The organism is Halomonas rhizosphaerae, from assembly GCF_030012485.1.
In the GTDB taxonomy this organism is placed as follows: Bacteria; Pseudomonadota; Gammaproteobacteria; order Pseudomonadales; family Halomonadaceae; genus Halomonas; species Halomonas rhizosphaerae.
The window spans coordinates 1-10,282 of the sequence record NZ_JASCQQ010000036.1; the positions used below are offsets into that span (position 1 = coordinate 1).

Annotated in this window: 9 protein-coding genes; 5 read left to right on the forward strand and 4 right to left on the reverse strand. The window is 67.6% G+C overall.

Going from position 1 to position 10,282, the window contains the following annotated elements; genetic code table 11:
* The 4 genes from xsc (QLQ86_RS16635) to QLQ86_RS16650 all read left to right on the forward strand — a co-directional run.
* On the forward strand, positions 1-1,743 hold a 1,743-nt coding region (xsc, locus tag QLQ86_RS16635), incomplete at its 5' end, for a sulfoacetaldehyde acetyltransferase (RefSeq protein WP_282817709.1).
* Positions 1,744-1,836: 93 nt separating this feature from the next.
* Entirely contained in the window at positions 1,837-2,853 is a 1,017-nt protein-coding gene (gene pta / locus QLQ86_RS16640; RefSeq protein ID WP_282817710.1) for a phosphate acetyltransferase, read from the forward strand.
* Between the two features lie 22 nt (positions 2,854-2,875).
* Entirely contained in the window at positions 2,876-3,661 is a 786-nt protein-coding gene (locus tag QLQ86_RS16645) for a TSUP family transporter (RefSeq protein ID WP_282817711.1), read from the forward strand.
* Between the two features lie 218 nt (positions 3,662-3,879).
* Positions 3,880-4,629, forward strand: coding sequence for a sulfite exporter TauE/SafE family protein (locus QLQ86_RS16650; protein WP_282817712.1), 750 nt, complete (start codon positions 3,880-3,882; stop codon positions 4,627-4,629).
* A gap of 75 nt (positions 4,630-4,704) precedes the next feature.
* On the opposite strand, the gene QLQ86_RS16655 is transcribed toward QLQ86_RS16650, so the two are convergent.
* Genes QLQ86_RS16655 through QLQ86_RS16670 form a run of 4 tightly spaced genes read right to left on the reverse strand, consistent with a single transcriptional unit; the run spans position 4,705 to position 8,157 of the window.
* Entirely contained in the window at positions 4,705-5,079 is a 375-nt protein-coding gene (locus tag QLQ86_RS16655; protein ID WP_282817713.1) for a Lin0512 family protein, read from the reverse strand.
* Positions 5,072-5,425 carry a Lin0512 family protein gene (locus QLQ86_RS16660; protein WP_282817714.1) on the reverse strand — a complete coding sequence of 118 codons (354 nt, stop codon included), beginning with the start codon at positions 5,423-5,425 and terminating at the stop codon, positions 5,072-5,074. The genes QLQ86_RS16655 and QLQ86_RS16660 overlap by 8 nt, the downstream gene beginning before the upstream one ends.
* A 24-nt stretch (positions 5,426-5,449) precedes the next feature.
* A complete protein-coding gene (locus tag QLQ86_RS16665) occupies positions 5,450-7,180 on the reverse strand; it encodes a cobaltochelatase CobT-related protein (protein WP_282817715.1) in 1,731 nt (576 codons plus the stop codon).
* Entirely contained in the window at positions 7,177-8,157 is a 981-nt protein-coding gene (locus QLQ86_RS16670) for an AAA family ATPase (protein WP_282817716.1), read from the reverse strand. The genes QLQ86_RS16665 and QLQ86_RS16670 overlap by 4 nt, the downstream gene beginning before the upstream one ends.
* A 248-nt stretch (positions 8,158-8,405) precedes the next feature.
* Between QLQ86_RS16670 and xsc (QLQ86_RS16675) the strand changes: the two genes are divergently transcribed.
* Positions 8,406-10,226 carry a sulfoacetaldehyde acetyltransferase gene (gene xsc, locus QLQ86_RS16675; RefSeq protein ID WP_282816526.1) on the forward strand — a complete coding sequence of 607 codons (1,821 nt, stop codon included), beginning with the start codon at positions 8,406-8,408 and terminating at the stop codon, positions 10,224-10,226.
* Positions 10,227-10,282: the final 56 nt, after the last annotated feature.

Below are 10,282 nucleotides of genomic sequence, written 5' to 3' on the forward strand. Positions count from 1 at the left end.
GAGACCCTGGTCGCCAACGGGGTGACCGACATGTTCGGCATCATGGGTTCGGCCTTCATGGACGCCATGGACATCTTCGCGCCGGCCGGCATCCGCCTGATCCCGGTGGTCCACGAGCAGGGCGCGGCGCACATGGCCGACGGCTATGCTCGCGTCTCCGGCCGCCACGGCACGGTGATCGGCCAGAACGGCCCGGGCATTTCCAACGCCGTGACCGGCATCGCTGCGGCCTACTGGGCGCACAGCCCGGTGGTCATCGTCACCCCCGAAGCGGGCACCACCGGCATCGGCCTGGGCGGCTTCCAGGAGTGCAAGCAGCTGCCGATGTTCCAGGAGTTCACCAAGTACCAGGGGCACGTGACCCACCCCGCGCGGATGGCCGAGTACACCGCTCGCTGCTTCGACCGGGCGATGTCCGAGATGGGGCCGACCCAGCTGAACATCCCGCGGGACTACTTCTACGGCGAGATTGAATGCGAGATCCCCGAGCCGGCGCGCCTCGACCGCGGGCCGGGTGGCACCCGCACCCTCAGTGAGGCGGCCGAGCTGCTGGCCAAGGCCGAGTTCCCGGTGATCGTCTCCGGCGGCGGTGTGGTCATGGCCGACGGCGTGGAGGCCTGCCAGGCGCTGGCCGAGCGGCTGGGCGCGCCGGTGGTCAACAGCTACCAGCACAACGACTCCTTCCCGGCCAGTCACCCGCTGTGGTGCGGCCCGCTGGGCTACCAGGGCTCCAAGGCTGGCATGAAGCTGATCGCCCAGGCTGACGTGGTGGTGGCGCTGGGCACCCGCCTGGGGCCGTTCGGCACCCTGCCGCAGCACGGCCTGGACTACTGGCCGAAGGACGCCAAGATCATCCAGATCGACGCCGACCACAAGATGCTCGGCCTGGTGAAGAAGATCGCCGTGGGCATCTGCGGCGATGCCAAGGAAGCCGCCGAGGCGATCACCGAGCGCCTGGCGGGCCGCGACCTGGCCTGCGACGCTACCCAGGCCAAGCGCGCCGAGCTGATCGCCAGCGAGAAGGCCGCCTGGGAGCGCGAACTGGACGAGTGGACCCACGAGAAGGACCCCTTCAGCCTCGACGCCATCGATGAGGCCCAGGGCGAGACGCCGTTCTCCGGCGGCGAGTACCTGCACCCGCGCCAGGTGTTGCGCGAGCTCGAGAAGGCCATGCCCGAGGACGCGATGGTCTCCACCGACATCGGCAATATCAACGCCGTAGCGCACAGCTACCTGCGCTTCGAGAAGCCGCGCAGCTTCTTCGCGCCGATGAGCTTCGGCAACTGCGGCTACGCCTTTCCCACCATGATCGGGGCCAAGGTGGCCGCGCCGGAGCGTCCGGGGATCGCCTACGCCGGCGACGGCGCCTGGGGCATGAGCCTGATGGAGACCATGACCGCGGTGCGTCACGACATCCCGGTGACCGCGGTGGTGTTCCACAACCGCCAGTGGGGCGCCGAGAAGAAGAACCAGGTCGAGTTCTACAACCGCCGCTTCGTGGCCGGCGAGCTGGACAACCAGAGCTTCGCCGAGATCGGCAGGGCGATGGGCGCCGAGGGCATCACCGTGGATCGCCTCGAGGACGTGGGCCCGGCGCTGAAGAAGGCGGTGGACATGCAGATGAACGAGGGCAAGACCTGCATCATCGAGATCATGTGCACCCGTGAGCTGGGCGACCCCTTCCGCCGCGACGCGTTGAAGAAGCCGGTGCGCCTGCTCGAGAAGTACCAGGACTACGTCTGATCGAAGGTGCTGCAACGTGGTTCCCCCGGCGCTGCCGGGGGCTTTTTTGTCTGACGACTGCCGCGCATTGCGGCAGGCACGAGAGGCCATCGCATGAAAGCCTTGAATCAGATTCTCGAGCGCGCGCGCCGCGATCCCCGGCGCATCGTGCTCTGCGAGGGCGAGGACGAGCGTATTCTGAGCGCGGCCGCGAAGGCGGCGGAGGAGGGCATCGCCCAGGTCATCCTGGTGGGTGGCCGAGCGGCGATGTCCGCGGCCGCCGTGCGCTACGGGGTCGATCTGGCGGCGGTCGAGGTGATCGACCCGGCCGACTCGCCGTTGACCGACGACCTGGCGCGGGCGCTTTTTGCGCTGCGCGAGAAGAAGGGCATGACCCCGGAGCAGGCCGCTACGGCGGTGCGCGAACCGCTCTGCTTCGCCAACATGCTGGTCCGTGAGGGCCACGCCGACGGCACCGTGGCGGGGGCGGTGAACACCACCGCCGACGTGGTGAGAAGCGCCATCCAGCTGCTGGGGCTGGCCCCGGGTCGCAAGCTGGTCTCGAGCTTCTTTCTGATGATGCTCTGCCAGCCTTTCCATAGCCTCAAGGGCGGCATGATCTTCTCCGACTGCGGCCTGGTCATCGATCCCGACGCCGGAGAGCTCGCCCAGATCGCCATGGCTGCCGCCGACAGCGCCCAGGCGCTGTTGAATGAGGCGCCGCGCGTGGCCATGCTGTCGTTCTCGACCAGCGGCAGCGCCCGGCATGGCAACGTCGAGAAGGTCGTGCAGGCCGCCCGGGAGGTGAAGGCCGCCCGGCCGGAGCTTGCCATCGACGAGGACGTGCAGCTCGACGCCGCCATCGTGGCCGAGATCGCCGAACGCAAGCTGCCCGACTCGAAGGTCAAGGGCAACGCCAACGTGCTGATCTTCCCGGACCTTGAGGCCGGCAACATCGGCTACAAGCTGGCCGAGCGGATCGGCGGCGCCGAGGCTATCGGCCCGCTGCTGCAGGGCCTGGCCAAGCCGGCCAACGACCTCTCCCGGGGCTGCAGCTTCGATGATGTCTACCATGTGATCGCGGTGACCACGGTGCAGGCCCAGAGCCTGTCGGCCGCCGCTGAGGCCTGATGGTCATCATCACGAGTGCGCCATGGCCCCCTGGACCCTGACGATGGAGCCCGGGGCGCTGCTGGCGACGCTCGCCATCATGGGCCTGGCCGGCTACCTCCATACGGTGGCGGGATTCGGCCTTGGCATGATCGTCATGGGTGCCGCCGGGGGGCTAGGCGTGGCATCGGTGCCGGTGCTCGCGGCGGTGGTCAGCCTGGTGACTCTGGTCAACAGTGCCGTCGCCCTGCCGGGGAGGTGGCGCGGCCTGGGGGCGCACCGGATCGTGGCGCTCGCGTTGGGCATCGTGCCCTCCATCATGGTGGGCGTCTGGCTGCTGTCGTGGCTGGACGCGACCTTGACGGTGCTGCTCACCCTGCTTTTGGGCGCCCTCGTGCTGTCCGGAGGCATCAGTATCGGCCTTCGTCCCCGTCCCCTGCGCGCTGAATCCCCCTCCTGGACCTTTGCCGTGAGCGGCGCCTTGACGGGACTCTGCGGCGGACTCTTCGGCGTTCCCGGGCCGCCGGTCATCTACCACTGCTACCGCCAGCCGCTGTCGCTGGAGACCATCCGGCTGCTGCTGATCCTGTGCTTCGCGATCACCTCCGGGGTTCGCACCCTGTACGTCGCGAGCCAGGGTGGGCTGACCGGTGACGTCTGGCAGCTGGCCCTGTGGTCGATGCCGGTGGTGGGCGGCGCGACCTGGCTCGGGCGTCGCTACCCCCCGCCATGCTCCGCCGGGCTGATGCGTCGGCTAGCCATGCTGACTTTGATCGGGCTGGGCGCGGCGATCCTGCTGAAGGGCGTACTTTTGCTGGCGTCGGGGTAGTATTACCGGCGTTGCCCTAGCATGTTTATTCCGCTTTTCAGAGCGCAGGCGAGGCCTGTCGCGTCAACCTGGAGCCAGGGAGTCTGTGCCATCGAGGTTGGCCGAGCCGGTACCTTGTACGCGGCGTCAATGTCTCGCCGATGTTATGCGGGGGGCCAGGCTCCATTCCCCGAGCGTCCAGCGTCAGGCTGGGAGCCGCAAACAGGATCGAGTGCACGATGACCCTTGAGGTATTACTGCCATTTATCGCCATTGCCGCCATCGCCGGCTACTTCCAGACGGTGACCGGCTTCGGGCTGGGCATGATCGTGATGGGCGCGACCAGCGGGCTGGATGTCGCGCCCGTGGCCTCGGTGGCGGCGGTGGTCAGCCTCATGACGCTGGCCAACAGCGCGGTGGCCCTGCCGGGCAAGCTGAAGCATCTCGACATGGCCGTGATCGGGGTCACGGTGCTCGGCATCGTGCCGGCGACCGTGATCGGCGTGCTGCTGCTTGATATGCTCAGCGGCAGCGCCGAGAGCGTGCTGCGCATCGCCCTGGGCCTGCTGGTGTGCTACGGCGGGCTTAGCCTGGTACTGCGCCCCCGCCAGCGCGAGATCCTCTCCTCGCGGGGCAGTTTCTTCATCAGCGGCGTGCTGTCGGGGCTCTGCGGCGGTCTGTTCGGCATCGCCGGGCCGCCTGTAATCTACCAGTGCTATCGCCAGCCGCTGCCGCCGGTGGCGATCCGCAACATGCTGATCCTGATGTTCGCGGCGACGTCGGGCATGCGCACCCTTTTCGTCGCCGCCAAGGGCGGGTTAGATCTCGAGATCTTCGTTTTCACCGCCTGGGCAATTCCCATGGTGGCGGTGGTCACCTATGCCGGGCGGCGCTGGCCGCCCCGTCTCTCGCCCCTGGCCATGCGCCGGATCGCCTTCGTCACGCTGATGGTGATCGGCGGCGGGCTGATTTTCTCTGAGCTGATGTAAGAAGCGTTGGTGTAAGAAACGCCCCGATCAAGGGAGGGCCGCCGGCCAACGCCGGGGGGCAGGGCGTCATCGGCGCTACTCGGCGGCGTCGCTCAACCGCCAGGCGTCTTCCTCGATGGGCAGGAAGGCGGCGATGGCGGCGGTGGCCACGACGTGCGTGGTCTCCTGCACGGGATCGTGTACGTTGAGTCCGCCGTGCACCACGCTGACCTCGGCGCGGCCGCGGGGCAGTTTTGCCGCCACGGTCTCCGCGTCGACCCGCTCGGGTTCCTGCACGCCGATGGTCACCTGGACCCGCATCTCGTGGTGGTCGATGCCCAATGACTTGAACAGCACGATGGATGAATGGTGCAAGGCGTCCTGCACGGCGCGACAGGCCGCCTTGGTGTAGTCCTCGCCATAGAGATCATTGCCGGTGCCCATTTCCAGTATGATGCGATGCTCAGGCATGATTGGGCTCCATATCGAAGGAGACGACGACGGCGGCGTTGGCGATCACGCTAGTGCCACTTCCGTCGGGCTTGTCTATGTCCAGCCCCCCCTTGACCAGGCTGACCGATGGCTGTCCATACGGGAAGATGCCCAGCAGAGCCGCCGGGTCGACGGCAGCGGGGTCCTGTACCCCTATCTCGACGTCGATGAGCATGGCTTCCTTGGGAAAGCCAAAGGCGTCGGCCACGTTGAGCGAGTTGTGCCAAAGCGCATCACGGATCGCCCGTGCCGCGGCTTCGGTATAGTTCCGGCTACGGATCGAGGTGCCCATGCCGAACTGGGTCACCATGCGGGTCTTGGCCATTGAGGTCTCCTGTGTTTACGATCGTCAGCGCCGGTGGCGGCCGCCGATCAGCTCGACGATCTCGTCGAACAGATGGGTGTCCAGCGCCTGGGCCATGTCGGTGGCCAGGCAGCGGCGGTAGAAGGGGCTGAGGTCCAGGCCCACGCCCAGGCCCAGCACCTCCACCTGACCCTCCCGGCTGCGCCGGGCGACAACCTCCTTCAGGTGGTTGTCGAGGTAGAAGGCGTCGTTGGCCAGGTTGGTGGCGCTGTCTGCTGGGCAGCCATCGGAGATCACGATCAAGATGCGACGGTTCTCGGGCCGGGCGAGCAGGCGTTCGCAGGCCCAGTCCACCGCCTCGCCGTCGATCCCCTCGCGAAACAGGTCGGGCTTGAGCAGGGCGGCTATGTCGGTGCGCGCGCGCCGCCAACTGCGATCAGCGTCTTTGAACACCATATGGCACACCTCGTTGAGGCGGCCCGGACCGCGGGGACGCCCACCGCTCATCCACGCCTGGTAGGCGCGGCCGCCGTTCCAGGCGCCGGTGGTGAAACCGAGCAGCTCGGTGGTGGCTCCGATCATCTCCAGGGCGCGGATCAGGCTCTCGGCCATCATCGTCACCGGCATGATGTGGTGCTTCATTGAGCCCGAGCAGTCGATCAGCAGGCTGACGGCGCAGTCGGTGCCCAGCTTCACCTGGTCGCGATAGAACAGGCGTCGCTCGGTGGGCGAGCTCACCAGTTGGGCGAGGCGTCGCCCATCGATGCGACCCTCCTCCTCGCCGAAGGAGCGACCGTCGGGGCGTGGCTCACAGAGCACGCTGCCCAGCCGCCGGGCCAGGCGCGGTAGGTTGATGGCCTGCTCGGCGGTGGCCTTGTCCAGCCACTCGCGGTTCTCACGCAGCAGGGCGCGGCGCACCAGGCTCCCGGCGGTGACCTCGCGGTCGAAGCGGGCCGTGAAGACCCGGTAGGCGAGGGCGGCGTCCTCGAAGGTCTTGCTGTGCCCGGTGGTAGCGGCCGCGATGCCGTCCTCGTCACCGTCGCCGTCCTCGAGGTCGAGCAGCAGGGCGAAGGCTTCGCTGGCCGCTTCCGCTGGCTCCTCATCCTCGTCGTCACCTGCCTGGGCCCGTTCGGCGCGCACCCGCGTGCCGACGATTTGTGCGATGGCCAGGGCGTGCTCGGCGTAGGCCGCCTGATCGTGACGCTGGCGGCGCAGCCCATAAAGCGCCGTGCCGAGCTCCCTTACCAGGGAGGCGCGAGTGCCCTCGATGTAGTCCTCGGTCTCATCAAGCACCGGCCGGGCCTGAAGGCGTGACCAGCACATCTGCGCCACCGTATAGAGCAGCAGGCCGATGCTGCCCTCGGTGAGCCCGGAGCGGTAGAAGGCCCGCGACCAGCTCTCGAAGCGCCGCAGCAGGTTGTTGGCCATGCCCGGCATGTCGTCGGGGACGCGGGTCTCCACGCGCAGCTGTTCGAGCAGCTCGAAGATCAGGCGCTCGACCGCGTCCTCGGGGCAGCGTTCGCGGTGCAGGGCCGGGTCTGAGTGCAGCAGGCGCAAGGCCATGCCGTCGGCGGCGGCCCGGCAGTCGGCGAAGTCGTCCTGCTCGGGATCGATGCGCAGGTGCGGCGCATGGGTCGGCAGGCGTCTCTCCCCTTGATAGAGGCGCCGGCCGCGGTAGTGCAGGCCGGCATCGCCGGTCAGGGCGCGCAGGCTGGCCGCGCACAGCTCCTCGATCCGCTGTTGGCGGCGCGCCTGCTGCTGTGCGCTTTGGGTCATGGCGCGGTCGCCTCCCGCATCCACGACTCGTCGAGCTCCTCGCCGAAGCAGCGCTGGTAGTACTCGGCGACGATGGGCCGCTCGGCCTCGTCGCACTTGTTGAGGAAGGAGAGCCGGAAGGCCAGCGCCGGGTTGCGGAAGATCTCGCAGTTCTCGGCCCAGGTGATCACCGTGCGCGGCGACATCAGCGTAGACAGATCGCCGGCAGCGAAGCCCTGACGCGTCAGGTTGGCCACCGCCACCATCGAGGCGATCAGCGCGCGTCCCTTCTCGGTGTCCTTGCTGGGCACCCGGCCGAGCACGATGGCCGCCTCCTCGTCGCGGGGCAGGTAGTCGAGCTTGGCGACGATGTTCCAGCGATCCATCTGGGCGTGGTTGAGTACCTGGGTGCCTTGGTAGAGCCCGCTCAGGTTACCGAGCCCCACGGTGTTGGCGGTGGCGAACAGCCGGAAGTGGGGGTGGGGATGGATGACCCGGTTCTGGTCGAGCAGCGTAAAGTGGCCGTCGCGCTCTAGGATGCGTTGGATGACGAACATCACGTCCGGCCGGCCGGCGTCGTACTCGTCGAAGATCAAAGCCACCGGCCGCTGTAGCGACCAGGGCACGATGCCTTCCTGGAATTCGGTGACCTGCACCCCGTCGCGGATCACGATGGCGTCCTTGCCCACCAGGTCGAGGCGGCTGATATGGCCGTCCAGGTTGACCCGCATGCAAGGCCAGTTGAGGCGTGCCGCCACCTGCTCGATATGGGTCGACTTGCCGGTGCCGTGCAGCCCCTGGACCATCACTCGGCGGTTGCGGGTGAAGCCGGCCAGTATCGCCAGGGTTACGTCGGGGTTGAAGCGATAGGCCTCGTCGATCTCGGGCACATACTCGTCGCGCCAGCTGAAGGCGGGCACCTCGAGGTCGCTATCGATGCCGAAGAGCTCGCGCACTGACACCTGGATGTCGGGCTGGGCACTCATGGGGTCTGTCATCACCGTCTCCTCGGCCCGGGGGACCGTTGACCTTGGGCGTCCCTGATCGCAACCGCTGGCAGGGGACGTCGCTGCCGGAGCGTTGGTTGAGCATAGATCAGTTCCGCAAAAAGAATCAAATCGTATCGTTTTATGGAATTTAAACTTGACGGGGGAGGGCTGGCTGCCTAGAGTCTGTCCGTATTCCGGAAGCCGGAATAAATCATCTCATATAGAACAACCCGGATGACGGGCTCGGAGGACACCCCATGAGCACCCAAGACAGCACAGACACTCGCCAGGTCGTGAAAGGCAAGCAGACGATGACGCCCTCGGAGGCCTTCGTAGAGACCCTGGTCGCCAACGGGGTGACCGACATGTTCGGCATCATGGGTTCGGCCTTCATGGACGCCATGGACATCTTCGCGCCGGCCGGCATCCGCCTGATCCCGGTGGTCCACGAGCAGGGCGCGGCGCACATGGCCGACGGCTATGCTCGCGTCTCCGGCCGCCACGGCACGGTGATCGGCCAGAACGGCCCGGGCATTTCCAACGCCGTGACCGGCATCGCTGCGGCCTACTGGGCGCACAGCCCGGTGGTCATCGTCACCCCCGAAGCGGGCACCACCGGCATCGGCCTGGGCGGCTTCCAGGAGTGCAAGCAGCTGCCGATGTTCCAGGAGTTCACCAAGTACCAGGGGCACGTGACCCACCCCGCGCGGATGGCCGAGTACACCGCTCGCTGCTTCGACCGGGCGATGTCCGAGATGGGGCCGACCCAGCTGAACATCCCGCGGGACTACTTCTACGGCGAGATTGAATGCGAGATCCCCGAGCCGGCGCGCCTCGACCGCGGGCCGGGTGGCACCCGCACCCTCAGTGAGGCGGCCGAGCTGCTGGCCAAGGCCGAGTTCCCGGTGATCGTCTCCGGCGGCGGTGTGGTCATGGCCGACGGCGTGGAGGCCTGCCAGGCGCTGGCCGAGCGGCTGGGCGCGCCGGTGGTCAACAGCTACCAGCACAACGACTCCTTCCCGGCCAGTCACCCGCTGTGGTGCGGCCCGCTGGGCTACCAGGGCTCCAAGGCTGGCATGAAGCTGATCGCCCAGGCTGACGTGGTGGTGGCGCTGGGCACCCGCCTGGGGCCGTTCGGCACCCTGCCGCAGCACGGCCTGGACTACTGGCCGAAGGACGCCAAGATCATCCAGATCGACGCCGACCACAAGATGCTCGGCCTGGTGAAGAAGATCGCCGTGGGCATCTGCGGCGATGCCAAGGAAGCCGCCGAGGCGATCACCGAGCGCCTGGCGGGCCGCGACCTGGCCTGCGACGCTACCCAGGCCAAGCGCGCCGAGCTGATCGCCAGCGAGAAGGCCGCCTGGGAGCGCGAACTGGACGAGTGGACCCACGAGAAGGACCCCTTCAGCCTCGACGCCATCGATGAGGCCCAGGGCGAGACGCCGTTCTCCGGCGGCGAGTACCTGCACCCGCGCCAGGTGTTGCGCGAGCTCGAGAAGGCCATGCCCGAGGACGCGATGGTCTCCACCGACATCGGCAATATCAACGCCGTAGCGCACAGCTACCTGCGCTTCGAGAAGCCGCGCAGCTTCTTCGCGCCGATGAGCTTCGGCAACTGCGGCTACGCCTTTCCCACCATGATCGGGGCCAAGGTGGCCGCGCCGGAGCGTCCGGGGATCGCCTACGCCGGCGACGGCGCCTGGGGCATGAGCCTGATGGAGACCATGACCGCGGTGCGTCACGACATCCCGGTGACCGCGGTGGTGTTCCACAACCGCCAGTGGGGCGCCGAGAAGAAGAACCAGGTCGAGTTCTACAACCGCCGCTTCGTGGCCGGCGAGCTGGACAACCAGAGCTTCGCCGAGATCGGCAGGGCGATGGGCGCCGAGGGCATCACCGTGGATCGCCTCGAGGACGTGGGCCCGGCGCTGAAGAAGGCGGTGGACATGCAGATGAACGAGGGCAAGACCTGCATCATCGAGATCATGTGCACCCGTGAGCTGGGCGACCCCTTCCGCCGCGACGCGTTGAAGAAGCCGGTGCGCCTGCTCGAGAAGTACCAGGACTACGTCTGATCGAAGGTGCTGCAACGTGGTTCCCCCGGCGCTGCCGGGGGCTTTTTTGTCTGACG